Raw genomic sequence first — 24,609 nt, forward strand, 5'->3', positions numbered from 1 at the left:
GCCGTCCACCGCTTTCCCGGCGATTTCATCGACTTTTGGCCATGCCCCGGACCAGCCGCAGCGGGCGGACGGCTGTTTCACGTGAAACCCCGACCGCTGACCGCCGACTGCCCCAGTAGCCTCGATGGACATGGCGAGACTTCATCTCTTCGATCTTGACGGGACGTTGCTCCACGGGAGCACCGCACCGCTGGAGATTTCACGGCAGTTGGGGCTGGAAGCCGAGACCCTGGCGCTCGAAAAGGCCATCTCCGAGGGGCGTATAGGTCCGCCCGAGTATGCGACGCGTGTGCATGCTCTGTGGGCGGAACTCACCGATGCTCGTGTGGCGGCGGCATTCGACGGCGCGCCTTGGATGGCCGGAATCCAAGACGTCTGGCAAGAGATCCGGCGAAGTGGCGACTACTGCGCGGTCGTATCGCTGTCACCCTCGTTCTTTGTGGAACGTCTGATGGCGTGGGGAGCCCACGCGGCCCATGGATCACGCTTTCCGGTCGTGCCGTTCACCGAACCGCTGGACCCGGCGGGCATTCTCAGCTCGGCGTCAAAGGTGCTGATCGCGGACCGGCTCTGTGAAGAGTTCGGGGTGAATCGAAGCGACTGCGTCGCCTATGGAGACTCACTCTCGGACCAGGATCTTTTCGGTGTTGTGCCCGTGTCGGTCGCGATCAATGGCGACCGTCGGCTGCTCAGTCTGGCAACTCACTCCTACGTGGGACGGGACCTGTCGGCTGCCTATCGACTGGCATGCCGTGCCCGGTAAACGCAGACCAGAGCAGCCTAACGGGACGGAGAGATCGAAGACCGGAGTTTTCCGTTATGCGGCTCGCCGTTGATCCGGAGTGGGATGCTCGATGAGAGCGCTGCGGCCAATGCCACGCTCTCGCCTTACGTGTCCGTGCGGGTGGGGATCCGGCTTCATTGGGGCCGCATTGGGCCGACGATGACTGATCCGGAAAGGGGAGCGCACCGGATGCGGGGGAAAGCAGGCATCTTCCGACCGCGGAGGTGCGAGGACCGACCGAAAGATGTTCGAGGCGAGGCAGACCATGGACGCTCCGACCACCACGTCGGCCGACAGGGGCACTTCAGGTGCCAACGGCGGAGGCGGCTGGTTCACGCCCCACAAGGAGCCGCTTGCTACCGGCGATGACCAGGGACCGTCGGACGGCCGTCGACTGGCTGCGATGCGCCCGGTGGGCCGGTCGGCCGCGCCACAGGGGCAACCCGGGCAAGCCGTCCCCGATCAGGCGGTCTCCCGACACGGAGCACCCGAGCCGGCCGGGCAGGGATCACCGGTGCAGGAACGAATATCCCCGGTCGACGAAGCACCCATGACCCTCCGTGAGACGGCATCGGTACCCCACGGGACACCTTCCCCCCAGACGCGAGGTCTCGGGGCAGCACCATCGGAGACGCGCCCGTACGAGGCCGCACTTCCTGGAATCTGGTCTGCCGAGCCCGTCCTGCCGGAGCCCGTCCGGCTCGAGCCGGTACCGTCCGAGAAGCGTTTTCTTCCGCCGGCACCGTCCGAGTTACGGCAGTCCGAGCCGGAGCCGGCCCACGAAGCCGTACGACCTCGATCGGACCCCGGGCCCACTGGGTTCGGCTCTCTGCGGCCCTCTCAGGCGTCCGCACCCGAGCACGTGTCCCCGGGGCCCCATCACCGCCCTTCTCGGCCTGACGCCCGCCCCGAGCCCCTTGTGACGGGTCGACAGGACGCCCCCGCCCCCCAGGCGTCCCCCGACGCGGTGCTGATCCGCCGGACCATGACCGAGGTCGGACCCATCGCCGACAAGGTCACCTCCTACTTCTACGCACTGCTCTTCGTGCGCCATCCGGAACTGCGGTCGCTGTTCCCCGCCGCGATGGACACCCAGCGGGACCGGTTGCTCAAGGCCTTGCTGACCGCGGCCGAGCACATCGACAACACCGAGGTCCTCGTCGCTTATCTGCAGAACCTCGGGCGGGGACACCGCAAGTACGGAACCCGGCCCGAGCACTTCCCGGCCGTCGGTGAGTGCCTCATCGGCTCGCTCGGCCGCTACGCCTCGGCGGTCTGGGACGCCGAGACGGAGGCGGCCTGGGTGCGCACGTACACGACCATCTCCCAGGTCATGATCGACGCGGCCGCCGCCGACGAGCTGCGCGCTCCGGCCTGGTGGTTCGCCGAAGTGGTGTCCCACGACCTGAGGACGCCGGACGTCGCGGTCATCACGGTCCGGCCCGACCAGCCGTACCCGTTCCTCGCCGGGCAGTACACGAGCCTGGAGACACCGTGGTGGCCGCGGATCTGGCGGCACTACTCCTTCGCCTCGGCGCCTCGCTCGGACGGGTTGCTGACCTTCCACGTGAAGGCGGTTCCGGCCGGCTGGGTATCCAACGCGCTGGTGCACCGCGCCCGGCCCGGCGACTTCATCCGGCTCGGTCCACCGACCGGCTCGATGACCGTCGACCACACCACCGAAAACGGCCTGCTCTGTCTGGGCGGCGGCACGGGCATCGCACCCATCAAGGCCCTGGTCGAGGACGTCGCCGAACACGGGGAACGCCGACCCGTGGAGGTCTTCTACGGTGCGCGCACCGATCACGACCTCTACGACATCGACACCATGCTGCGGCTCCAGCAGAGCCACCCCTGGCTCGCGGTACGGCCCGTCGTCGACCGGCGGGCCCATCTGCAGCTGCCGGACGCCGTGCGCGAGTACGGGCCGTGGAACGAGTACGACGCCTATCTCTCGGGGCCGCCCGGAATGATCCGCAGCGGTGTCGACGCACTCAGGGACCTGGGCATCCCGTCCGACCGCATCCGCCACGACTCGGTGGAGGAACTCGTGGTGACCGGCGACTGACCCGGGGCGGCTCTTCTTCGTGTCAGCCCAGGTCGGGTGCGTGCATGGCCCGTACGCCCTCGATGTTCCCGTCGAGATAGTGCCTCAGCGAAAGCGGCACGAGGTGGACCGAGGCGATCCCGACCCGGGTGAACGGGACACGGACGATCTCGTACTCACCGCACGGCTCGTCCACCTCGGGACCGTGCCGCAGGGCGGGATCCATCGACTCCAGCCTGCAGACGAAGAAGTGCTGGACCTTCACGCCGGTCGCGCCACCGTCGTCGCCGATGTGCTCGACCGTGTCGACGAAGCAGGGCACCACATCGATGATCTTCGCGCCGAGTTCCTCGTGCACCTCACGGTGGAGTGCTTCGACGACAGTCGTGTCCTCCGGTTCGACCCCGCCACCCGGTGTGAGCCAGTAGGGATCGACGCCGGGCTTGGTGCGCTTGATCAAGATCAGGTCGTCGCCATCGAGCAGGACGGCACGTGCGGTGCGCTTGACCACGGGTCGGACGGTCATGGGAGAAATGTGGCCCGGCTGGTTCCACGTGAAACATCGTGCGGCCGCGATTCCGTGTGAATCCTCCTGGAGCCCTTCATAGGTGCCCAGGAACAGGGGGGCGGCCTTCGCCCGAACCGCCGCCGTTCGGTCCTCAGTCGCAGGTGGTGCCGCACTGTGCCGCGGTTCGACGCTCCGCGCCCGTCTCAGGTCCAGTCGGCGGCCGCCCGCAGCAGCCATTCGTGCGCTCGGGCGATGTGCGGCATCGCCAGCGTCCCGGTGCGGACGACAAGGAAGTACGTACGCAGCGGGGGCACCGCCGGATCCAGGAGTGCCACGACATCTCCGCGTTCGATGGCATCGGAGCAGAGGTACTTGGGCAGAACGGCGAGACCGGCGCCGGCCGAGGCGCAGGCGAGCACCGCCCGCAGATCCGGGACGACAACCGTGCCGGAGGCGGCCGGGCGGCAGTCGAAGACCGAGGCCCAGTAGCGGGCGACGAGCGGCAACGACTCGTGGACCTCGACGATGGGGAAGTCCTCCAGCGCGTGAGCGCCCTTACGGCGGAGCTTGCCCGGACCGATCTCGGCGGCCCAGCGAGGAGCGGCGACCAGTACATGCTCTTCGTCGCAGAGCGGAGTCGCGGTGAGAAGCGCACCGCGTGGTTGGGCCGTCGTCATGGCCAGATCATGATGTCCGGCGGCGAGCCCCTCCAGCGTCTCCTCCGCGTTGCCGAAGGAGGCACGCAGCGCGAAGCCCAGGCCGTCGTCGCCGGTCAGTTCCGTGAGAGCGGGCAACGCGCGCTCCGCGGTGAACTCCGGCGGACCCGCGAGATGCAGGGTGCGAACGGAGGAATCCTCGTCGAGACCGGTCTCGGCGATCTCCACCAAGGCGTCGAGATGCGGCGCCGCCTTGTGGGCGAGCTCGTCGCCGATGGTCGTGGGAGTCACCCCGCGCGCCTGGCGCAGGAACAGGGGCCGCCCCAACTGGCGCTCCAGTGTGCGGATCTGCGAGGTGACGGCCGGCTGGGACAGGCCGAGCAGCGCGGCGGCACGAGTGAAGGAACCGGCCCGGTGCACAGTCACAAACGTGCGCAGCAAGGCCAAGTCCATGGTGCCCCTCCCCTTTCAGCACCCCCGCGCGAGCCCTAACTATAAATAAGTCGATAGGTCTCTGTCGCTACAGTGATTGGACACTGACACAGAGTCAACTAGCCTTGTTCGCGCGGTTCTTCGCGCGCAGAACCGGGACGGTCCGAGCCACGAGGGGGGAGGCTCGGACCGTCCGTCGTACGTAACGGGGCGCTGATCCCGCAGCCGGTCCGCCTCACTCCGCGGATGCGTCGAGGGCCCGCAGTACGTCCGCCACCAGGTCCTCGGGATCTTCGGCACCGGCCGAGAAGCGGATGAAGCCTTCCGGGACCGCGTCGCCGCCCCACCGCCCGCGCCGTTCGGCCGTGGACCGGACCCCGCCGAAGCTGGTGGCGTCGTCGACCAGGCGCAGCGCGTCGAGGAAGCGCTCGGCATGCGCGCGCGTGGGCAGGGTGAAGGAGACCACGCATCCGAAGCGGCGCATCTGCTGGGAGGCGATCTTGTACGAGGGGTCGTCGGGCAGTCCTGGGTAGCGGAGCCCAGTCACCTCGGGCCGGTCCCGCAGGACCTCGGCGATCGTCCTCGCGGTGGCGGTCTGCCGGTCGGCGCGAAGTTGGAGCGTGGCGAGGGAGCGGTGGGCCAGCCACGCCTCCATGGGGCCGGGGATGGCGCCGACCACCTTGCGCCAACGCCGTACGGGAGCCATCACGTCCGCGTCCCGTCCGGTGACGTACCCCAGAAGGATGTCGCCGTGCCCGGTCAGCATCTTGGTGCCGCTCGCCACGGAGAAGTCGGCGCCCAGCTCCAGCGGGCGCTGTCCGAGCGGGGTGGCCAGGGTGTTGTCGACGGCCACGAGCGTGCCCTGCGCGTGTGCCGCCGTGACGAGGCGCCGCAGGTCGCAGACGTCGAGCCCCGGGTTGGACGGCGTCTCGATCCACAGCAGCTTCGCGCCGTCGAGCACCTCCAACTGGGCATCGCCGGCGGTGGGGGCGGTGCGCACCTCGATGCCGTACGCCGTCAACTGCTCCCGTACCAGCGGCAGCACCTGGTAGCCGTCGTCGGGCAGGACGACGATGTCGCCGGCCCGCAGTTGCGAGAAGAGCACCGCGGAGATGGCGGCCATGCCCGAGGGGAAGGAGAGCGTCTCGACGGACTCCCGCCCGGGCGCCTCCAACTCGCCGATGGCGCGCTCCAGGAGCGTCCAGGTCGGGTTCTCGTCGCGGCCGTAGGTGTACGGTCCCGTGGGTTCACCGGGCAGATGGAAGTGTGCCGCGAAGACCGGGCCGGGAAGGGTCGGCTCGTACTTGACGGGTTCGGGAAGCCCGGCACGCACCGCCCGTGTGCCGTCGCCCGGCACCGTCGCGCGCGTGCCCTCGCTCTCTCCCGCCGGGTCCGTGCCGTCGCCGCTCGCCGTGACGAAATCCCCTGACGTCATACCGCTCGTCCCTCCACTCGCTCTCGTACCGCCGCGAGCAGACCGGGGCTCGCTGCCTCCACCATCTCAAGACATTCCTCGAAGCCGTCCATATGTCCGTAATACGGATCGGGGACGTCCAGGTCGGCGCCCGCGGCGGGGTCGTACGAGCGCAGCAGCCGGACCTTCCCGGCGTCCTCGGCGCTCGTCGCGAGGCGGCGCAGGGCCTTGAGGTGGCCGGTGTCGAGGGCGATCACGAGATCGAGACGGGAGAACCACGAGGCCTGGAACCGCCGGGCCGCGTGGTCGCTCTCGTAGCCTGCCGCCTCCAGCACGGCGACGGTGCGCTCGTCGGCGCCGTCGCCCTCGTGCCAGCCGTCCGTGCCCGCGCTGTCGACCTCGACCAGCTCACCGAGCCCGGCTTCCGCCACGTGGGCGCGGAACACGGATTCGGCCATCGGCGAGCGGCAGATGTTGCCGGTGCAGACGAAACAGACGCGGTAGGTCATGGGCTCTCTCAGTCGTCGTCGCCGTCGGGCAGGACGACATTGAGCGCCCAGGAGACGACGGAGATGATCAGGCCACCCAGGACGGCGGTCCAGAAGCCCTCCACGTGGAAGCTCAGGTCGAGCTTGTCGGCGAGCCAGGAGGTGAGCAGCAGCATCAAGGCGTTCACCACGAGGGTGACCAGGCCGAGTGTGAGGACGAAGAGCGGGAACGTCAGTACCTTCACGACCGGCTTGACGAGGAAGTTCACCAGTCCGAAGACCAGTGCGACGAGGAGGAGCGTGCCTATCTTCTTGCCCGTGCTGTCGCCCGTCAGGGTGATCTTGTCGAGCAGCCAGACGGCGACGGCCAGGGCCCCCGCGTTGGCGAGCGTCTTGACTACGAAATTCTTCATGTGTCTGATCGTGACAGAGAGATCGACTGGCCAGAAGAGGCTGTGGAAACAGCCTGAGGCGGACAAGAGCGGACGAGGGCGATGAAGGCATTCCGGCTGGACGAACTGGAGGCGGAACGCGCCGCCAACGACGGTGCCTACCTGCAGTTCCTGCGTGAGCGGAACATGTCGGTCGGGCTGTACGCGCTCGACGCGGGCGGCCTCGATCCGCAGAAGCCGCACGCTCAGGACGAGGTGTACTTCGTGGTCAGCGGGCGGGCGTCGATCACGGTCGGCCTGGAGACCACCCAGGTGGCACGGGGCAGCGTCGTCTACGTACCCGCGGGGGTCGCCCACAAGTTCCACCACATCACGGAGGATCTGCGGGTCCTGGTGGTGTTCTCTCCGCCGGAGAGCTGATCCGCGTCTCAGGGTTCCCTAGGGGAACGGTCAGGGGAGGACAAGGGATGCGAGGCCACCGCAGGGCCCCCTCTCCCGCTTAGCATCGGATGCGAGACAGCAGAGAACCCGGAATCAGTGCCCCGGCGTCGGGGCCACGGGCGAGGAGAGGTCAGGACAGGGCGATGCGAGAGATCTTCAACGGTATGCCGTGGTGGGTGAAGTGGGTCGCGGTGCCGGTCATCGCCCTGGTGGTGTTCGGCAGCCTGATAGCGAGCATCGTGGGCTTCGTCATCGGCCTGCTCTTCAAGCTGCTCGTCTTCGTCGCGCTGGTGGGTGGCCTCATCTACATCGTGCGGAAGTTCATGTCCTCCTCGCGCAGCGACTGGTGAGCCGCGAGAGGGTGAGCGACAGGTAACGGCGGAAGGGGAAAGGGAACCCAAGGTTCCCTCGGCCGGGGGAAGTTTTCCGGTGAGGCCGTATGCGAGCGGTGACCGGGGGTTAGAGTCCGGAACTCCACGCGGGGTCGACCCCGCGGGCAGCGCACAGCCCCCTCCCGTGTTCCCCCGCACGGGCGGTCCTCCTCGCGCTTCGGAGTGCCCCTTGGCCACGGTTGACACCGCACCCGCACCATCAGTCGCTCCACCCTTCCGGCGATCAGGCACGCCCGCGGCGGCGCGCGTTCCACCGGTCCAGCCACGAACCTCGCCCGGGGACCCGTCCTTCTCCCGCCCCTCGCCGGCCCCGTCCCGGGAGCCGACGCAGCCGCGAACTCCGACGGCGGAGCCGCCCACCCGGCGCACCTCGCCGACGGACCGGCTCACCGGGCGCGCCTCGCGTGCGGACGGGCTCACCGGGCGCACCAGGACGTCGGTGACTCGCGGTCCGGCCTCCCCGGCCCCGGGGACGGCACGCCCCGCCCGCACCGCTCCCGCCGAGCCCGAAGCAACCCCCCTGGATTCTCACTCCACCACGCTGATCGGCTCGGTCCAGCGGGCCATGCGTCTGCTGGAGGCCGTCGCCTCGCGTGAGCAGGGCGCCCCCGCCAAACAGCTCGCCCGGGAGGCGGGACTCGCGTTGCCGACCGCGTACCACCTGCTGCGCACCCTGGTGCACGAGGGCTATCTGCGCCGTGACCGGGGGCTGTTCTTCCTCGGTGAGGCGACCGAGCGGCTGAGCAGCAGCGGAGCCCAGCAGAAACGTCGCAGCACAGTGCGGGACACCCTCGCGCACTGGTGCGACACGCTGGGCGCGCCTGTGTACTACGCGGTCTACCGCGCGGGCGAGATCGAGATCATGTGCGTCGCCGACACCCCGGCGAACCCGGCGGTCGAGGAGTGGGCCGACTTCCGTGAGACCGGGCACGCCCACGCCATCGGCCAGTGTCTGCTGTCCCAGCTGGACGACAAGTCCCGGCGCGACCACCTCGATCGCTACCCCGTACAGCCGATCACTCCCTACACGGTGCGTGACAAGGACCGTCTGCTGAGGCGCCTGGAACGGACAGGGCGGATGGAACCGGTGATCGAGCGGCAGGAGTACGCCCTGGGCACGGTCTGCGCCGCCATCCCGATCACCGCGGGCAGTTCGGCCGCGGCCGTGGCCATTTCCCTTCCTTCCCGCCAGGTGGACCGACTGCAGCCCGCGGCACGGCAGTTGCAGAGCGAAGTCGGCAGGCTGCTAGGAACACTCGCCATCTCTATCAGTATCTGAAAACTCACTCCTTGTGATGTGGCATACACGTTGAGCGATAATTCCAGCAGTGTCAGGGGGACGATTCCTGGCCGCCAGTCGACGGCAAACGACGGGGTAGGCGATGCGCGAGTCGGTGCAGGCAGAGGTCATGATGAGCTTCCTCGTGTCCGAGGAGCTGTCCTTCCGTATTCCGGTCGAGCTGCGATACGAGACCTGCGATCCGTACGCCGTGCGGTTGACCTTCCACTTGCCCGGTGACGCCCCGGTGACCTGGGTGTTCGGGCGGGAGCTGCTCATCGACGGCGTGGGCAGGCCGTGCGGTGACGGCGATGTGCACATCGCTCCGGCCGACCCGGAAGCGTTCGGCGAGGTGCTGATCCGGCTTCAGGTCGGCGGCGATCACGCACTGTTCCGGTCCGGGGCCGCGCCGCTCATCGCGTTTCTCGACCGTACGGACAAGCTGGTGCCGCTCGGGCAGGAACGCTCCCTCGCCGGTTTCGACACCTCGCTCGACGAAGCGCTCGACCGGATCCTCGCGGAGGAGCAGAGCGCGGGCTGAACGCCCCGGCAACCCCGTGCGGAGTAACGCTTCCTCACAAGGGGCGCGGATGCAGGATGGTTTCAGCGCTTTCGCGGGACGCCTCAGTGCTTGCGGCGATGTCCCTTCCCGCTCCGCGCCGGCGTCCGGACGGCCGCGGGCGCCGCGGGGACGGTCGCGGTCCCTTCCCGGTCGGCGGCGACCACCAGGGCGGCCAGCGCGGTCGTCACCGGCACGGCGGCGACCAGGCCGATCGATCCGACGAGGGTGCGCACGATCTCCTCGGCGACCAGCTCGCTGTTGGCTACCGTGCCCACGCTGCTCTGCGCGATCGAGAAAAGCAGCAGCAACGGCAGCGCGGCACCCGCATAGGCCAGGACGAGCGTGTTGACGACCGACGCGATGTGGTCGCGGCCGATACGGATGCCCGCGCGGTACAGGTCACGCCAGCCCATCGTGGGGTTCGCCTCGTGCAGTTCCCAGACCGCGGATGTCTGCGTCACCGTCACATCGTCGAGGACACCGAGCGAGCCGATGATGACTCCGGCCAGCAGCAGACCGCTCATGTCGATGGACGGGTAGAGGCCGTGGATCAGGCCGGTGCTGTCGTCCGTGTTGCCGGTCAGTACGGCCCAGTCGATGAAGACCGAGCCGAGGAGGCCGATCAGCACCAGCGAGAGCAGGGTGCCGACCACCGCCACGGACGTCCGGGCCGACAGGCCATGACACATGTAGAGCGCGATCAGCATGATCGCACTGGACCCGACCACGGCCACGAGCAAGGGGTTCGAGCCCTGCAGGACCGCGGGCAGGATGAAGAAGTTCAGGATCATGAAGCTGATGGCCAGGGCGATCAGGGCCATGACGCCGCGCATCCGGCCGATCGCCACGACGACCACGGCGAAGATCCCGGCGAGCAGCGTCAGGGGCAGCTTCCGGTTCGCGTCCGTCACCGAGTACTGGAGGTCCTTCGGGGCTGAGGGTTCGTACGCGACGACGACCTTCTCGCTCTGGTGCAACTGCCGTGACTGATCCGGCTGAACGATCTCGGTGAACGTGCGGCCCTTGTCCTTGCCGGTGTCGAGTCGGACCGTCGCCTTCTTGCATTCACCTGCCGCCCGCTTCTGTGCGGTGGAGCCCTGGGCGGCGGAGCTGCCACCCGTCGGGGCCTCCGCGGAGGCGTTCACGGACTTGCAGTCCACCTGGTCGATCCTGGTGACTGTCGCTTGCTGGGTCTGCCGGTCGAAGCCGACGCCGGTGCGCTCATGGGAGGGAGCGCCGCCGGGCCACAGCACCACGAGACCCACGGCGACCGCGGCCGCGAAGGGGATCAGCACCGCGGCGATGACCTTGCGCAGATGCTTGGAGACCGGTGCGGCGGGACCGTGGCTGTGCGAGTGCCCGTGTCCGACGCTCGAACCCTCGCCGTGTTCACCGGCGGGACCTGGCCCAGGCCCGCCACCGTGACCGTGGCGGTCACCGTTCGGCCCGCGACCGGGATCACCATCGGTCCCATGCCCGTGCCCAGACGCGTTGCCGTAGCCGTGCCCACGGCCGTCGTCGGAGCCCGGACGGCGCGGCGGCTCGGACGACGGAAACGGGTGCTGCTCGGTCGTTGTCACCGCCCGATCATCGCAAGAACGGCGGGGGCCCTCTGTTCACCGCGCCAAATATGACGCTAGCGTGGAGGCACCTTTGCACACGCGGGAGCTCGGAGCACCGGGCTGAGAGGGCGCTGACCTCCGTCTTCGCGATGTTTCACATGAAACATCGACGAACGGAAGCCGCTGCGTCGACCGCTGAACCTGTTACCGGGTAATGCCGGCGTAGGGAGTAGGTCTCATGACCGACAAGGACGTACACACGCCTGCCTCCAGTCAGGCGGACGGGGTCTCATCCCCGTCCCTGAACGGCGAGGCGGGGAAGACCATCGGCTGGCACAAGGCGTATGTGCGGGGCACACGCCCCGACCTGCGGGTGCCGGTTCGTCAGGTGCACCTCACCAACGGGCAGTCCGTGACGCTGTACGACACCTCCGGCCCGTACACCGATCCGGGCATCGACACCGATGTGCGCAGGGGCCTGGCTCCGCTGCGCGAGGGCTGGATCATCGCTCGCGGAGACACCGCGGAGTACGCGGGCCGTCCCGTCCGTCCGGAGGACGACGGGATCAAGCACACATCCCCTCGTGGAGGACTGCGCAACCTCGACGCGGTCTTCCCCGGTCGGCCGCGCCAGCCACGCCGAGGGCGTGACGGCCGGGCGGTCACCCAGCTCGCGTACGCGCGAAATGGCGAGATCACACCCGAGATGGAGTTCGTGGCGCTCCGCGAGAACGTCGAACCCGAGGTCGTGCGCGAGGAGATCGCCGCGGGTCGCGCGGTGCTGCCCGTGAACGTCAACCACCCCGAGATCGAGCCGATGATCATCGGCAAGCGTTTCCTGGTGAAGGTCAACGCCAACATCGGCAATTCCGCGGTCACTTCCTCCATCGAGGAAGAGGTCGAGAAGATGACCTGGGCGACCCGCTGGGGCGCCGACACGGTCATGGACCTGTCGACCGGCCGCAACATCCACACCACGCGCGAGTGGGTGCTGCGCAACTCCCCCGTCCCCATCGGCACGGTGCCGCTCTATCAGGCGCTGGAGAAGGTCGACGGCCGTGCCGAGGAGCTGACCTGGGAGATCTACAAGGACACGGTCGTCGAGCAGGCCGAGCAGGGCGTCGACTACATGACGGTCCACGCGGGCGTGCGCCTGGCGTACGTGCCGCTCACCGCGAACCGCAAGACCGGCATCGTCTCGCGGGGCGGCTCGATCATGGCGGCCTGGTGCCTCGCGCATCACAAGGAGTCGTTCCTGTACGAGAACTTTGAGGAGCTCTGCGAGATTCTCGCCGCGTACGACGTCACCTACTCCCTCGGCGACGGTCTGCGGCCCGGCTCCATCGCGGACGCCAACGACTCCGCGCAGTTCGCGGAGTTGAGGACTCTCGGGGAACTCAACACGATCGCGAAGCGTTTTCAGGTACAGACGATGATCGAAGGCCCGGGACATGTCCCGATGCACAAGATCAAGGAGAACATCGACCTTCAGCAGGAGATCTGTGATGAAGCTCCGTTCTATACGCTCGGCCCGCTGACGACGGACGTCGCGCCGGCGTACGACCACATCACGTCCGGCATCGGTGCCGCGATGATCGCCTGGTGGGGCACGGCCATGCTCTGCTATGTCACGCCCAAGGAGCACTTGGGCCTGCCCGATCGTGACGACGTCAAGACCGGCGTCATCACCTACAAGATCGCCGCCCACGCAGCCGACCTCGCCAAGGGACACCCAGGTGCACAGGACTGGGACGACGCGCTCTCCGACGCCCGCTTCGAGTTCCGGTGGGAGGACCAGTTCAACCTGGCTCTCGATCCGGATACCGCACGGGAGTTCCACGACGAGACGCTGCCTGCCGAGCCCGCCAAGACGGCCCATTTCTGCTCCATGTGCGGTCCGAAGTTCTGCTCGATGAAGATCAGCCAGAGCATCAACGAGCGGTTCGGCGGGGGTGCGGCGGACGGCGCCTCCGCGGCGGAGATCTCCGAGGGCATGCTTCAGAAGTCGAGGGAGTTCGCGGAGGCGGGCAACCGCGTCTATCTGCCGCTGGCCGACTGAACCGCTCCGCGGGGACGGCGGTCCGGGGTGGACTCCCCGGACCGCCGCCACGGGCCGGTCATGCCGTCGCGTCCTGCGGATACCAGCGCAGTTCCACCGTGTTGCCGTCCGGGTCCTGGACGTAGACAGAGGTGGCGGTACCGCGCGCGCCGAAGCGTTCGACGGGCCCCTGGAGCACGGTGAAGGTCCCCGACGCGATGACCTCGTCCCAGTCCAGAGGTTCCACGGTGAGGCAGATGTGGTCGACGTTGGACTCACCGCGGGACTGGCCCACCAGGTCGATGACGGTTTCCGCGGTGACCCTCACGGACGGGAAAGGGGCCTGGCCACGCCGCCACTCGGCGACGCGGACGGGTGCCAGACCGAGGAGTCCCGTGTAGAAGCCCAGGGACCGTTCGACGTCCTCGACGTTGAGGACCAGGTGGTCGAAGGCCTTCACCCGCACGGCGGTCACCTCGTCTCGGGGAGGGCCGAGTCGATGACGGGCCTGATGCTCTCGCCGAGATCGTGCAGGGGGCCGTCCAGCCCGTTCAGGTAGGCGGTGATGTCCGAGGAGTTCATTGGGTTTCCGTTCAGGAGGGGTGATGGGTGACTGACGACCAGCCGTGATGGAACCGAGCGCCGACGCGCTGTGCGCCTCCGCGTGCCCGTACTGGGCGTCTCCACGTTCGTACGTCTCGGCGTCCGTGGATGGAGGTACCCGGTGCCAGGTAGGGGCTCGGCGGGTGTTCTCCGGCGGCCGGCTGGACGTCTTCTACGATCCGCCGCGGGACGAGCGCCATCAAGACATGATCGCCACACGACCGTTGAGTCAGATTTAACGCCGGAGGTTTCATGCTGGAGCGACTGGAGACCGAGACCTTCCTGACGCTGGCCGAGGAACTGCACTTCGGCCGGACCGCCGAGCGGCTGCTGATCACGACGGGGCGGGTCAGCCAGGTGATCAAGAAGCTGGAACGCCGGATCGGCGGCCCGCTGTTCGAGCGCAACAGCCGTTCTGTCCGGCTCACCCCGATCGGCCGTCAACTGGCGGACGATCTGACGCCCCTGGTCGCCGGGATGGACGCGGCCCTGCGAAGGGCGGCCGACGCCAGTCGTGGGGTCAGCGGAGAGCTGCGGGCCGCCTTCCTCGGCGAGTGGACCGCACCCGCACTGCTCAGAGCCGTCACCCTGTTCGGCGAGCGGCATCCCGACTGCCGCGTCGACGTGCGGGAGGTCCAGCTGTCCAACTCCAGGGCGAGTCTGCTGGACGGTTCGATCGACGTGCTGCTCGCCTCGTTCCCCTTCGACGGCATGGCCTGCGGGCCCGCGCTGCTGCGGGAGAGACGGGTCCTGGCCGTGGCCGCCGGGCATCCGCTGGCCGGCGAGGAGCGGGTGTCCGTCGAGGCGCTGGCGGAACACCCCGTGGTGCAGTACCCGCAGGTGACCTCGGCGGGGTTCAAGCGGGATCGCACGCCGGACCGCACTCCTTCGGGCAGGCCCGTGCCGAAGGGCCCGGTCGGCGGGTCGTTCTCCGAGATGCTCACCCTGGTCGCGATGGGCAAGGGCGTCCTCCCGGTCGGGGAGCACTCGCGGCAGTACTACCCCCGGCCCGATGTCGCCTACGTGCCCCTCCACGACGCGGGGCCGATCGAACGGGGACTGGTGTGGAGGGAGGGCACCGCCACCGAGCGGTTGCGTGAGTTCGTGCGGGCGGCGACGGACGCGGCCGGCTCCCTGTGAGCCGCTGCGGGCTGCCTGCCGCCGGGTCTCTGGGCAGACTGGGTGTATGACAGCGACAGCGATGAGCAAGGGCGCCAACGTTCCCGTCGCGGCGCGGGAGGTGCGGGTCGTGCTCGGCTGGTCCGGGGGCCCGGGCGCGCCGGACGCCGATGCCTCGGCTCTGCTGCTCCGGGCGGACGGACGGGTGCGGGACGACAGCGACTTCGTCTTCTACAACCAGCCGCAGCATGCCTCCGGTGCCGTGCGTCACCTGGGGAAGCGGAGGGAGGGCGACGGGACGACGGACACCGTGGGCGTGGATCTGCGTGCCCTGGAGCCGGAGATCCAGCGGGTCGTCCTGGGTGCCTCCGCCGACGGGGGAACCTTCGGACAGCTGTCGTGTCTGAGGCTGAGTCTGCTCGATGCCGCGACCGGGCAGGAACTGGCGTTCTTCGAGATGGAAGCGACGACGGAGACGGCGTTCATCGGAGGTGAGCTGTATCTGCGGGGTGACCAGTGGAAGTTCCGCGCGGTGGGCCAGGGGTACGCCTCCGGGCTCGCAGGCCTGGCCACCGACTTCGGGATCAGTGTGGACCAGGAGCCGGGCGCTTCCGGGAGTACGGGCTCCAAGGGGACGACCTCCGGAGGCGCGGGTTCCGGAGTCACGCCTTCCGGGGAGGCGGCTTCTTCCTCGGCCACGCCCGCCGTTTCCCCTCGGTCCACGATGACGGCACCCTCGGCACCGCTGTCCCCCTCCGCACCGCCGTCCTCGGCCGCCCCGGCAAGCACGCCCGTGCCGGCGAACCAGCCCCTGCCGGTACCCCCGTCGGCCCCCGCCCCTCCGACCGAACCTGTCCCGGTGTTCCCCGCGGCGACTCCGGGGTCGGCCCTCGGCTCGGCGCCTCGTCCGGTCAAGGGCGAGGACCGGTTGCCCGTGGACATGCGCAAGCGGCTCTCCCTGCGCAAGGAGCAGGTGGCGGTCAGTCTGCGCAAGCACGGGGCGGTGGGTGTCAGGGCCCGCGTCGTCCTGGTCCTGGACGCCTCCGGGTCGATGTCGTTCCTGTACGCGAAGGGCGTCGTCGCCGATGTCGTGGAGCGGATGGCCGCGGTGGTGGCGCAGTTGGACGACGACGGAGAGATGCAGGCGTGGACCTTCGCCTCGCACCCGGCCCGGTTGCCCGACCTGGCCGTGGGGGATCTGCCGGAGTGGCTGGAGCGCCATGTGAGGGTCGGTGAACTGACCTTGTTCCGGCGGAGCAAGAAGCCGCGCAAGGGGCTGCTGCCGGGCCAGGTGGACATGCGGGCGGTCGGGATCCAGAACGAGGAGCAGAAGGTGATCGCCGAGGTGCGGACGTATGTGCGCGAGCACCCGGCGGCCGATCCCACGCTGGTGCTCTTCTTCTCCGACGGCGGCGTCTACCGCAACAAGGAGATCGAGAAGGAGCTGCTGGAGGCGGTGGACGAGCCAATCTTCTGGCAGTTCGTCGGGCTGGGACGCTCCGACTACGGCGTTCTGGAGCGGTTCGACACGCTGCCGGGCCGGCGCGTCGACAACGTGGGCTTCTTCGCCGTCGACGACATCGGTGACGTACCGGACCCGGAACTCTACGACCGGCTGCTTTCCGAGTTCCCGTCATGGATCGGCGAGGCGCGGCGCCTGGGCATCATCTGAGAACCCCCGGACGGAAACCCCCGGACGGAAACGCCGGGACGGAAACGCCGGGACGGAAACGCCCGGACGGGACGGCTTGGATGAGACGGCCCGTACGGGAGCGCCGGAAGGCGACCGCCCGAGCCGAAGACCGTCGGAAGGCAGCGGTCGGCGCGCCCGTAGGAGCGCCACCGCGCCCGCGCAGGCCCACCTCGGGGCGGTGCCCCGCCCGGCGCGACGGCCGTGCAGGGCCCACGCACCCGCGCGGGCCCTGTCCACCCCTGAACCCGGCCGTCGGCCGACCGGGTCACTCCGGCTGGTGTTCCGGTCCCCCGAAGTCCGGGCTGCTGAAGTCCGGGCTGGAGAAGCTCGGGCGCGGGCCGGCCGCGGGTCCGTCGTCGGGGCTGCTGAACCCCGGCCGGCCGTAGCCGAGTTGGGGGATACGGCTGGGTGCCGGTGCGGGGCGGCCCAGTGCCACCGAGCCCGGGTCCGAGAGCGCGTCCCGGAGGAACGGCAGGATGCCCCGCTCCAGCAGGGCATCGCGCCAGGCTTCCTTGGCCCGGATGACCTGTTCGGTCAGCTCGCCGCCCGCTCCGGCCCGGAGCGAGGACGAACCGTTGCGCAGTGCGGTCAGCAGCAGTCCGGCCGCGGCGACCAGAATCGCGGCCGCCGTGACCGCGCCGAAGACCCATCCCGTGGTCAGGAGAGTCCTGGCGATGGCCGGCTCAGGGTCGAGCACCTTCAGGACGTACCCCACGAGCAGGAATATCGCCGCGGCTGTTCCGGCGAGGACGGGCGCGAGCACCGCTACGACGGCGAGACCGCCGGCACCGGCGGTCTCGCCGACCTCTCCCACGGTGGCGGCGAGCCCCATCGCGGTCGTACCCGGTTCCATGGAACCGTCTTCCTCGCTCATGAGCGGGGTGGACCGCACCGGGCGGCGCAGTTCCTCGCGGACCTTCACATAGTGCGCGTACTCGTCGGACGCGGCCGTGGTGATGAGGGCCGTGGCGTTGAGTGCCATGGTGCGCAGTTGTTCGAGGTTGAGCCGCTGGCCGACAGCGGCGAGTTCCGGGCGGTGTGGTGCGGAGCGCAGCGCCTCATCGAGGATCCGCTCGTATTCCTGGCGGTCCTCGCTCAGCAGGTGCTGCGGAACGCTGTTCATCTGCATCCCCCGATGCTCCGTAGGGCTGGTGGCTCGCACGCTGACGAGCCGTCGGGCAGAAACGGAGGGGAGCCTGCTACGGATAAGCCGATGGTAGAGCGGTGACGGCACGCCGTGACAGGGGGTTTCCAGAAATTGGCCCCCCGACCGGAGCGGTCCGCCCGGGGGACGCCTGCCCGGTAAACGCTCAGATATCCAGCGGCAGTTGTTGGACCAGCAGCTTTCCGGCCATGGTCACTCCGCCGTCCATCGCGATGGCCAGTCCGTCGGCGTAGACGTGCGGACCTTCGATCACGGGTCCCGCGCCGGCTTCGCCGTCCTCCGGGCCGCCCTCGCCCAGCAGGTAGGGAATGGGGCTGTGACCGTGGACGATGCGCGTGCCGCCGTAGACGTCGAGCAGTTCGCGGACCGCTTCGGCGCCGTCGTCGCGGAAGGCGAAGCGCCGGGTGAACTTGCGGAAGAGGTCCCAGCATTCGTCCGCGTCGTTGCGGGTGAGCGTTTCGCGGACGGTGTCGTTGACCGCCTCGATGGAGTCGCCGTAGTCGAGGTAGGCGGTGGTGTCGGAGTGCACCAGCAGGTGGCCGTCGACCTGTTCCATGGCGTCGAGGCGGGCCATCCACTGCAGGTGATGGTCCTGGAGGCGGTCCATGTCCGTCTTCTGGCCGCCGTTGAGCAGCCAGGCGGCCTGGAAGGTGGCGGTTCCCGCCCCGGAGCTGACGGGGGTGTCGCCGAACCGTTTGGCGCCGAGCAGCAGCAGCTCGTGATTGCCCATGAGCGCCTTGCAGTAGCCCCCGGCCGCGGCGGCTTCGGCGGACAGCCGCATCACGAGGTCGATCACGCCGATGCCGTCCGGGCCGCGGTCCGTGAAGTCGCCGAGGAACCACAGGCGCGAGGTTCCCGCCGCCCAGTTGCCCGCGGCGTCGACCAGCCCCTTCTCCTGGAGCGCGGCGACGAGCTGGTCGAGGTAGCCGTGTACGTCCCCGACGACGTACAGCGGGCCGGGGCCCGCGCCGGATGCCGGGGACGGCGTACCGGTGGGGTCGACGGCGACCTGGAGGGTGTCACCCCGGTTGATGACCGGCAGATCGCGCTGTGTGGGTGTGTACCCCTCGGAGAACTCTCCCGGGAACTCCGCGGGAGACTCCCCGGACGCGTAGGGCGAGGATTCCCCCGACGTGTACCGCGCAGTCTCCCCGACGGGTCCGGCGCCCTCGCCCTGAGGCGTGTTCTGCGCATACGGACCGGTCTCGTGGACGTACCCGGGTACCCGGAAGTCGCGCAACGTCGCCGTCCGCACCACCTCGGGTCCCTGACCGGCCCCCTGAGTCATCGACCCCTCCACCACCATCGCGCCGCATCTGCACCGGTTCGGACTGCCTGGTCGCAGCGGCCCGCGGTGTCGTCCGCCCATCATAGGAATGCGGATCGCGCCATGTGATGACCCAGGGGTGGTGAATCGGAACAGGAGCCCAGTTCACCGAGGTTTTCGCCCGAATTGGGCGGGGCTCGCCCCGCCCTTGTCGTATCGGGCGTCAACCCTGCTCGGGTGATCGGGGCGGACTGACGGTCGTGCGGGGCGGACGGCGCTCCGACGAGGTCCGCACGATCAGTTCCGTCGGTATCACCTGCTCGACCGGTTGGTCCGATTCGACCCCCTCGATGGCGTCGATCAGCAACTGGACGACGGCTGTGCCGATTCTGCGCGGTTTGAGGGACAGGGTCGTGACGGGAGGCTCGGTGCTGGCGTAGACCGTCGACTCGCTGCAGCAGACGAGGAGCAGGTCCTCGGGTACCCGCAGACCGTAGCGGCGGGCCGCGGCGAGCAGGTCGGTGCCGTTCGGGTCGAAGAGCCCGTAGACCGCGTCGGGGCGGTCGGGCCTCGCGAGGAGGCGGTCGGCCGCGACGGCTCCGGCGCACGGATCGTGCGCCGGATAGGCCTCGTAGACCGGATCCTGGCCCACGCGCTCGCACCAGCGCAGATAGGCGGTGGTGGAGAGGTGGGTGTACGTGTCCGTGGTGGTGCCGGTGAGGAGGCCGATGCGGCGGGCGCCGGCGGCGGCCAGGTGGTCGAGGATGCCGAGGACCGCGGCCTCGTGGTCGTTGTCCACCCAGGCGGTGACCGGGAGCGATCCCGCGGGGCGGCCGTCGGAGACGACCGGCAGCCCCTGGCGGACCAGTTCGCTGACGACGGGATCCTGGTCGGACGGGTCGATGACCACGGTTCCGTCCAGGGCGACGTTCGACCAGACGTCGTGGCGGGAGGTCGCGGGCAGGATGACCAGGGCGTATCCCCTGGCGAGTGCGGCCGAGGTGGCGGCTCTGGCCATCTCGGCGAAGTACGCGAACTCGGTGAAGGTGAAAGGTTCATCCCCGTAGGTCGTGACGGTCAGGCCGATCAGGCCCGACTTGCCGGTACGGAGGGTTCGGGCCGCGGCCGACGGGCGATAGCCCAGCCGGTCGGCGACTTCGCGGACATGGCGTCGGGTGGCGTCCGGGAGCCGACCCTTGCCGTTGAGGGCGTCGGACACGGTTGTGATGGAGACCCCTGCTGCCGCGGCCACGTCTCTGATGCCCGCCCGGCCCGGCCGACCGCCTCGGCGGGAGGTCTCCGCCCGGCTCACCTGGTGCTTCCCTGCTGCTGTCATGGCGAGCCGATAGTAGGGCTCATACGGTGGGGTAGTGCGGACGCATATGCACGCGTTGACAGGCACGTTTCTGCATGGTCAAAGCTGGATAACTTCCTTTGAAGTAAAGGCAGTTGAGCGATCCCATGCCTGTACGTGACTTGTCGGCGCGCATGGGCCTGCCAAGTGGGTCATGTTTCGAAGAGGTCTCAACTCACCTGTACGGGGGATGCGCGCCACGGCGTGAGCCACCCGCGCATGTCGCGAGTGCCGACGCGCCCCCTTTTCGTACGACTTCGTACGAGGACGGTCACCGGGCGGGCGACGCCGGCGAGAGGGACCGGCGTACGCGGATGATCATCCGGCCGGGCCCGAGGTGGTGTTGCGTTGTCCACAGGCCATTCGCAGCGGCGCCGAATCCTCATAAGGTGAGAAGTATTGGTAGCCGGTGGTGATCATGAGCCGCTGGTGATCACGAGGAGGACTGCGGTGAGCGAGACGAACCCCAAGCTGCGTGCGGAGCTGGCGGGTATCCCCACCTACAAGCCCGGCAAGCCCGCCGCGGCCGGTGCCGTGGCGTACAAGCTGTCCTCCAACGAGAACCCGTATCCGCCGCTGCCCGGTGTGATCGAGAGAGTCACCGCGGCCACGGGGTCGTTCAACCGCTACCCGGACATGGCGTGCACCGGGCTGATGAACGAGCTGGCGGACCGGTTCGGCGTCCCGGTCTCCCATCTGGCGACCGGCACCGGCTCGGTCGGGGTCGCGCAGTCGCTTCTGCAGGCCACGAGCGGCCCCGGTGACGAGGTCATCTACGCCTGGCGGTCCTTCGAGGCGTACCCGATCATCACGCAGATCAGCGGAGCGACCTCGGTGCAGGTGCCGCTGACCCCGGGCGAGGTGCACGACCTGGACGCGATGGCCGACGCCATCACCGACCGGACCCGGCTGATCTTCCTCTGCAACCCGAACAACCCGACCGGCACCGTGGTGCGCCGGGCCGAGCTGGAGCGGTTCCTGGACCGGGTGCCGAGCGATGTGCTGGTCGTCCTGGACGAGGCCTACCGCGAGTTCATCCGGGACGTCGAGGTGCCGGACGGTGTGGCGATCTACCGTGACCGGCCCAACGTGTGTGTGCTGCGCACCTTCTCCAAGGCGTACGGGCTGGCCGGCCTCCGGGTCGGCTTCGCGATCGCTCATGAGCCGGTGGCGGCGGCGCTGCGCAAGACGGCGGTGCCGTTCGGCGTGAGCCAGCTGGCCCAGGACGCCGCCGTGGCGAGCCTGCGTGCCGAGGACGAACTGCTGGGCCGGGTCGGCTCCCTGGTCTCCGAGCGCACCCGGGTGGTCGACACCCTGCGCGGCCAGGGCTGGACGGTGCCCGAGACGCAGGCCAACTTCGTGTGGCTGCGGCTGGGGGAGCGCACCCTCGACTTCGCCGCCCACTGCGAGCAGGCCGGTGTCGTCGTGCGTCCGTTCGCCGGTGAAGGCGTCCGCGTCACCATCGGTGAGACCGAGGCGAACGACATCTTCCTGAAGGCGACCGAGGGTTTCCGCAAGGAGCTGTGACCGTCCGGCGGCCCCCCGTCCACGGGTGCCCCTTCCCGGTGGCGGGTGTCTGCCGGTGAATCGGAAGAGAGGGCCCGTACGCGTTCAACGTGTACGGGCCCTCTCTTGCGCCATGGGCCACCCGGTCCCTCGCTCCCGGGGTCCATCGGTCCCGATTAGGGACCCCCCACCCCTCATCCCTCGAACGGGCATGCGTCATAATTGCTTGTGAATGTGAACGCGTTCACAAGCGTGTCCTGTTCCTCCCGTGATGTCTGCGATAAAGCGGGCAAACTGCCGCTGTGACCTCGGCGACGTAAGGAGACTGACGACGTGGAATTGGCTTTGGCGCCGGAGACTCTGGCGCGATGGCAGTTCGGCATTATCACCGTCTACCACTTCTTCTTCGTCCCTCTGACGATCTCGCTCGCCGCGCTCGTCGCCGGCCTGCAGACGGCCTGGGTACGTACGGAGAACCAGAAGTACCTCAGGGCCACCAAGTTCTGGGGCAAGCTCTTCCTGATCAACATCGCGATGGGCGTCGTCACCGGCATCGTCCAGGAATTCCAGTTTGGCATGAACTGGTCCGCCTACTCACGCTTCGTCGGCGACATCTTCGGTGCGCCGCTCGCCTTCGAGGCCCTGATCGCCTTCTTCTTCGAGTCCACCTTCATCGGGCTGTGGATCTTCGGCTGGGACAGGCTCCCGAAGAAGCTCCACCTCGCCTGCATGTGGATGGTCTCCATCGGCACGGTCCTGTCGGCGTACTTCATCCTCGCGGCCAACTCGTGGATGCAGCACCCCGTCGGCTACCGGATCAACAAGGCGAAGGGGCGCGCGGAACTCACCGACTTCTGGCATGTGCTGACGCAGAACACCGCGCTCGCCCAGGCGTTCCACACCCTCACGGCGGCCTTCCTGACCGGCGGCGCCTTCATGGTGGGCATCGCCGCCATCCATCTGGCCCGCAAGAGGCACATCGCCGTCATGAAGACCTCGCTGCGGCTCGGTCTCATCACCGTCGTCATCGCCGGTCTGCTCACCGCGATCAGCGGTGACACCCTCGGCAAGGTCATGTTCAAGCAGCAGCCGATGAAGATGGCCGCGGCCGAGGCGCTGTGGGACGGACAGGAGTCCGCACCCTTCTCGATCTTCGCGTACGGAGACGTCAGCAAGGGCCACAACAGCGTCGAGCTGTCCATCCCGGGGATACTGTCGTTCCTCGCGAACGACGACTTCAACTCGTACGTCCCCGGCATCAACGACACGAACAAGGCCGAACAGGCCAAGTACGGGCCCGGCGACTACCGCCCCATCATCCCGGTCACCTTCTGGGCGTTCCGCTGGATGATCGGCTTCGGCATGGCGTCCTTCGTGATCGGTGTGATCGGACTCTGGCTGACCCGCAAGAAGTTCCTGCTGCCGCAGCACCTCCGGGTCGGCGAGGACGAGGCGCCGCATCTGGTCCTGTTCAAGAACAAGGCACTGGGTCCGACGCTCTCCAAGTGGGGCTGGCGCATCGCCATCTGGACCCTGGCGTTCCCGCTCATCGCCAACTCCTGGGGCTGGATCTTCACCGAGATGGGCCGTCAGCCGTGGGTCGTCTACGGGGTCCTGCAAACCCGGTTCGGAGTCTCCCCCACCGTTTCGCAGGGAGAGGTCATCACATCGATGACCGTCTACACGGCGATCTACGCGATCCTCGCCGTCATCGAGGTCAAGCTGCTCGCGAAGTACGTCAAGGCAGGGCCCCCCGAGCTCACCGAGTCCGACCTCAACCCGCCCACCAGGATCGGCGGCGACTCCAGTGACGCCGACAAGCCGATGGCCTTCTCCTACTAGGCTCAGGGAGCTGCTGAGTCATGGAACTTCACAACGTCTGGTTCGTACTCATCGCGGTCCTCTGGATCGGCTACTTCTTCCTGGAGGGCTTTGATTTCGGAGTCGGCATCCTCACCAAGCTGCTGGCCCGCGACCGCGCCGAGAAGCGGGTGCTGATCAACACGATCGGTCCCGTGTGGGACGGCAACGAGGTGTGGCTGCTCACCGCGGGCGGTGCGACCTTCGCGGCCTTCCCCGAGTGGTACGCGACGCTCTTCTCGGGCTTCTATCTGCCCCTGCTGATCATCCTGGTCAGTCTGATCGTGCGCGGGGTCGCCTTCGAGTACCGGGCGAAGCGGCCCGAGGAGCACTGGCAGCGCAACTGGGAGACGGCGATCTTCTGGACCTCGCTGATCCCGGCGTTCCTTTGGGGTGTGGCCTTCGCCAACATCGTGCGCGGAGTGAAGATCGACCGGAACTTCGAGTACGTGGGCAACTTCTGGGACCTGCTCAACCCCTACGCGATCCTCGGTGGTCTGGTCACTCTGACCCTGTTCACCTTCCACGGGACGGTGTTCGTCGGCCTCAAGACGGTCGGAGACATCCGGGAGCGATCACGGAAGCTGGCGCTGCAACTCGGCCTGGCGACGGCCGTGTTGGCACTGGTCTTCTTGGTCTGGACTCAGATCGACAACGGTGACGGCGCCTCGCTGGCCGCGCTGATCGTGGCCGTGGTCGCCCTTGTCGCGGCGCTGGCGGCGGTCAACGGAGGGCGTGAGGGATGGGCGTTCATGCTCTCGGGGCTCACCATCGTGGCCGCCGTCGCGATGCTCTTCCTGTCGCTCTTCCCGGACGTCATGCCGTCCTCGCTCAACGCGGACTGGAGCCTCACGGTCACCAATGCCTCGTCGAGCCACTACACCCTGAAGATCATGACCTGGTGTGCCGCGATCGCCACACCGATCGTCCTGCTCTACCAGAGCTGGACCTATTGGGTGTTCCGCAAGCGCATCGGCACGCAGCACATCGCCGTGGACGTGTCGCACTGAATTCGATGTAACGGCATGTTTCACGTGAAACATGCCT

The 24,609-nt window shown here is 68.5% G+C and carries 22 protein-coding genes; 12 read left to right on the plus strand and 10 right to left on the minus strand.

Annotated features, from left to right (window positions below; genetic code table 11):
* Positions 1 to 130: 130 nt before the first annotated feature.
* Positions 131 to 763 (plus strand): HAD family hydrolase, encoded by a 633-nt coding sequence (locus OHT01_RS20370; RefSeq protein WP_328554570.1) that lies wholly within the window; start codon positions 131 to 133, stop codon positions 761 to 763.
* A 286-nt stretch (positions 764 to 1,049) separates the two neighbouring features.
* The gene (locus OHT01_RS20375) at positions 1,050 to 2,852 is read left to right on the plus strand and encodes a globin domain-containing protein (RefSeq protein WP_328558183.1); all 1,803 of its coding nucleotides are present in this window, start codon (positions 1,050 to 1,052) and stop codon (positions 2,850 to 2,852) included.
* 22 nt (positions 2,853 to 2,874) lie between these two features.
* On the opposite strand, the gene OHT01_RS20380 is transcribed toward OHT01_RS20375, so the two are convergent.
* From OHT01_RS20380 to OHT01_RS20400, 5 genes are all read right to left on the minus strand, one after another.
* Positions 2,875 to 3,357, minus strand: coding sequence for an NUDIX hydrolase (locus OHT01_RS20380; protein WP_328554571.1), 483 nt, complete (start codon positions 3,355 to 3,357; stop codon positions 2,875 to 2,877).
* 185 nt (positions 3,358 to 3,542) lie between these two features.
* A complete protein-coding gene (locus tag OHT01_RS20385; RefSeq protein ID WP_328554572.1) occupies positions 3,543 to 4,448 on the minus strand; it encodes a LysR family transcriptional regulator in 906 nt (301 codons plus the stop codon).
* Positions 4,449 to 4,662: 214 nt separating this feature from the next.
* Positions 4,663 to 5,862 (minus strand): cystathionine gamma-lyase, encoded by a 1,200-nt coding sequence (locus OHT01_RS20390; protein WP_328554573.1) that lies wholly within the window; start codon positions 5,860 to 5,862, stop codon positions 4,663 to 4,665.
* Complete coding sequence (locus tag OHT01_RS20395; RefSeq protein WP_328554574.1) at positions 5,859 to 6,350, minus strand: low molecular weight protein-tyrosine-phosphatase; 492 nt, start codon at positions 6,348 to 6,350, stop codon at positions 5,859 to 5,861. Before OHT01_RS20395 ends, OHT01_RS20390 begins: the two co-directional genes overlap by 4 nt.
* Before the next feature lie 8 nt (positions 6,351 to 6,358).
* A complete protein-coding gene (locus tag OHT01_RS20400) occupies positions 6,359 to 6,742 on the minus strand; it encodes a phage holin family protein (RefSeq protein ID WP_328554575.1) in 384 nt (127 codons plus the stop codon).
* Positions 6,743 to 6,823: 81 nt separating this feature from the next.
* Between OHT01_RS20400 and OHT01_RS20405 the strand changes: the two genes are divergently transcribed.
* From OHT01_RS20405 to OHT01_RS20420, 4 genes are all read left to right on the plus strand, one after another.
* Positions 6,824 to 7,141: a cupin domain-containing protein gene (locus tag OHT01_RS20405; RefSeq protein ID WP_261703765.1), complete on the plus strand. Its 318-nt coding sequence runs from the start codon at positions 6,824 to 6,826 to the stop codon at positions 7,139 to 7,141.
* Between the two features lie 164 nt (positions 7,142 to 7,305).
* A complete protein-coding gene (locus tag OHT01_RS20410; protein WP_328554576.1) occupies positions 7,306 to 7,512 on the plus strand; it encodes a DUF5326 family protein in 207 nt (68 codons plus the stop codon).
* 607 nt (positions 7,513 to 8,119) lie between these two features.
* Positions 8,120 to 8,833, plus strand: coding sequence for an IclR family transcriptional regulator (locus OHT01_RS20415; protein ID WP_405918481.1), 714 nt, complete (start codon positions 8,120 to 8,122; stop codon positions 8,831 to 8,833).
* A 103-nt stretch (positions 8,834 to 8,936) separates the two neighbouring features.
* On the plus strand, positions 8,937 to 9,374 hold the full coding sequence (locus tag OHT01_RS20420; RefSeq protein WP_328554577.1) for an SsgA family sporulation/cell division regulator: 438 nt from the start codon (positions 8,937 to 8,939) through the stop codon (positions 9,372 to 9,374).
* Positions 9,375 to 9,457: 83 nt separating this feature from the next.
* Here OHT01_RS20420 and OHT01_RS20425 read toward each other — a convergent pair whose 3' ends face one another.
* Positions 9,458 to 10,975: a YibE/F family protein gene (locus OHT01_RS20425; RefSeq protein ID WP_328554578.1), complete on the minus strand. Its 1,518-nt coding sequence runs from the start codon at positions 10,973 to 10,975 to the stop codon at positions 9,458 to 9,460.
* Positions 10,976 to 11,195: 220 nt separating this feature from the next.
* Between OHT01_RS20425 and thiC the strand changes: the two genes are divergently transcribed.
* Entirely contained in the window at positions 11,196 to 13,016 is a 1,821-nt protein-coding gene (gene thiC, locus OHT01_RS20430) for a phosphomethylpyrimidine synthase ThiC (protein ID WP_328554579.1), read from the plus strand.
* Between the two features lie 58 nt (positions 13,017 to 13,074).
* On the opposite strand, the gene OHT01_RS20435 is transcribed toward thiC, so the two are convergent.
* A complete protein-coding gene (locus OHT01_RS20435; protein ID WP_328554580.1) occupies positions 13,075 to 13,461 on the minus strand; it encodes a VOC family protein in 387 nt (128 codons plus the stop codon).
* Between the two features lie 389 nt (positions 13,462 to 13,850).
* On the opposite strand from OHT01_RS20435, the gene OHT01_RS20440 reads away from it, so the two are divergent.
* Together OHT01_RS20440 and OHT01_RS20445 are read left to right on the plus strand one after the other, a co-directional pair.
* A complete protein-coding gene (locus OHT01_RS20440) occupies positions 13,851 to 14,738 on the plus strand; it encodes a LysR family transcriptional regulator (RefSeq protein ID WP_328554581.1) in 888 nt (295 codons plus the stop codon).
* A gap of 46 nt (positions 14,739 to 14,784) precedes the next feature.
* Positions 14,785 to 16,389, plus strand: coding sequence for a VWA domain-containing protein (locus tag OHT01_RS20445; protein ID WP_328554582.1), 1,605 nt, complete (start codon positions 14,785 to 14,787; stop codon positions 16,387 to 16,389).
* Positions 16,390 to 16,675: 286 nt separating this feature from the next.
* Here the strand turns inward: OHT01_RS20445 and OHT01_RS20450 are convergent, their stop codons facing one another.
* From OHT01_RS20450 to OHT01_RS20460, 3 genes are all read right to left on the minus strand, one after another.
* Positions 16,676 to 17,539, minus strand: a complete 864-nt coding sequence (locus OHT01_RS20450; RefSeq protein WP_328554583.1) for a hypothetical protein — start codon at positions 17,537 to 17,539, stop codon at positions 16,676 to 16,678.
* Between the two features lie 181 nt (positions 17,540 to 17,720).
* Positions 17,721 to 18,863 (minus strand): metallophosphoesterase, encoded by a 1,143-nt coding sequence (locus OHT01_RS20455; RefSeq protein WP_328554584.1) that lies wholly within the window; start codon positions 18,861 to 18,863, stop codon positions 17,721 to 17,723.
* Between the two features lie 202 nt (positions 18,864 to 19,065).
* Entirely contained in the window at positions 19,066 to 20,178 is a 1,113-nt protein-coding gene (locus tag OHT01_RS20460) for a LacI family DNA-binding transcriptional regulator (RefSeq protein ID WP_328554585.1), read from the minus strand.
* Between the two features lie 468 nt (positions 20,179 to 20,646).
* On the opposite strand from OHT01_RS20460, the gene hisC reads away from it, so the two are divergent.
* The 3 genes from hisC to cydB all read left to right on the plus strand — a co-directional run bounded on the left by hisC (position 20,647) and on the right by cydB (position 24,572).
* Positions 20,647 to 21,723 carry a histidinol-phosphate transaminase gene (gene hisC / locus OHT01_RS20465; protein ID WP_328554586.1) on the plus strand — a complete coding sequence of 359 codons (1,077 nt, stop codon included), beginning with the start codon at positions 20,647 to 20,649 and terminating at the stop codon, positions 21,721 to 21,723.
* A gap of 312 nt (positions 21,724 to 22,035) precedes the next feature.
* A complete protein-coding gene (locus tag OHT01_RS20470) occupies positions 22,036 to 23,544 on the plus strand; it encodes a cytochrome ubiquinol oxidase subunit I (RefSeq protein WP_328554587.1) in 1,509 nt (502 codons plus the stop codon).
* A 20-nt stretch (positions 23,545 to 23,564) separates the two neighbouring features.
* Complete coding sequence (gene cydB, locus OHT01_RS20475; RefSeq protein WP_328554588.1) at positions 23,565 to 24,572, plus strand: cytochrome d ubiquinol oxidase subunit II; 1,008 nt, start codon at positions 23,565 to 23,567, stop codon at positions 24,570 to 24,572.
* The last annotated feature ends 37 nt before the right edge of the window (positions 24,573 to 24,609 follow it).

This window comes from Streptomyces sp. NBC_00358 (genome assembly GCF_036099295.1).
In the GTDB taxonomy this organism is placed as follows: Bacteria; Actinomycetota; Actinomycetes; order Streptomycetales; family Streptomycetaceae; genus Streptomyces.